The following is a 761-nucleotide window of genomic DNA, read 5'->3' on the forward strand; positions in this document are numbered from 1 at the left end:
ATCTGATGCACGGACGCACCGGCGCCACCAGCGCCACCGATATAGAAGCCGGTCCAGTTGTAGGCTGGCGTCTCGAAGGCAGCACCGCCGCCGTTCTGGGCACCGAAACGGTAATTGGCTGCGATCTGGAAAGTATGGCGCGAGGTGTCAAGATTGAGGAGACCGTCCGGTACTCCGACAATGCCAGCCTCGGAAAGAAGATCGTCCTTGGTCCCGAAGCCCGTATAGCGATACTCAGTCTTGATCGTCCAATTGCTGTTGATGGCCGTTTCGATGCCACCTCCGACAAAATACCCGCTCTGATCCCAATCAAAATCGAAGCCAGCGTTCGTGTCGAGCTTGTACTCTGCCAGGAATAGCCACCCAGCACGTAGCCCAGAGTGTTCGGCGTCAAGAGGTAGCCGAGACGCAGGCCAGCGTCGAAACCGTAGGTTTCCTTGATAGAAGCGTCGAACCCCGTAATGTCCAGCGTGGTCTTGATGTTGCCCACGTGAGCGTCCAGCAGACCTCCGATGAGGAACCGGGGCGAGACCATATAGTCATAGCCGACCGTCAGCTCACCATAGACGCCTTCGCCACCAATGCCGTTCAGCGAGACTGGAATAAAATCGCTGCTGAGCTCGTGTACGTTGGCACCGGCACCGACGCCAAAACCAACGTACAGACCGCTCCAGTTAAAGCCGGCAGCTTCTTCTACCGGCTGCACGACGTCTGCTGCATGAGCAGCAGACATCAAAGCCACAGCAGAAATAGCACCAAGA

General features: G+C 57.0%; 2 protein-coding genes. One reads left to right on the forward strand and one right to left on the reverse strand.

Features of this window, described 5'->3' with window-relative positions; all coding sequences use genetic code 11:
• The coding region (locus EOB49_RS38335) for an outer membrane beta-barrel protein (RefSeq protein ID WP_348630291.1) at positions 1 to 353 on the reverse strand (353 nt) is incomplete at its 3' end.
• A 137-nt stretch (positions 354 to 490) separates the two neighbouring features.
• On the opposite strand from EOB49_RS38335, the gene EOB49_RS38340 reads away from it, so the two are divergent.
• Positions 491 to 761 (forward strand): hypothetical protein (locus EOB49_RS38340; protein WP_245472978.1); only part of this gene is annotated, 271 nt, incomplete at its 3' end.

Source organism: Mesorhizobium sp. M7A.F.Ca.MR.148.00.0.0, from assembly GCF_003997735.1.
Lineage (GTDB): Bacteria > Pseudomonadota > Alphaproteobacteria > Rhizobiales > Rhizobiaceae > Mesorhizobium.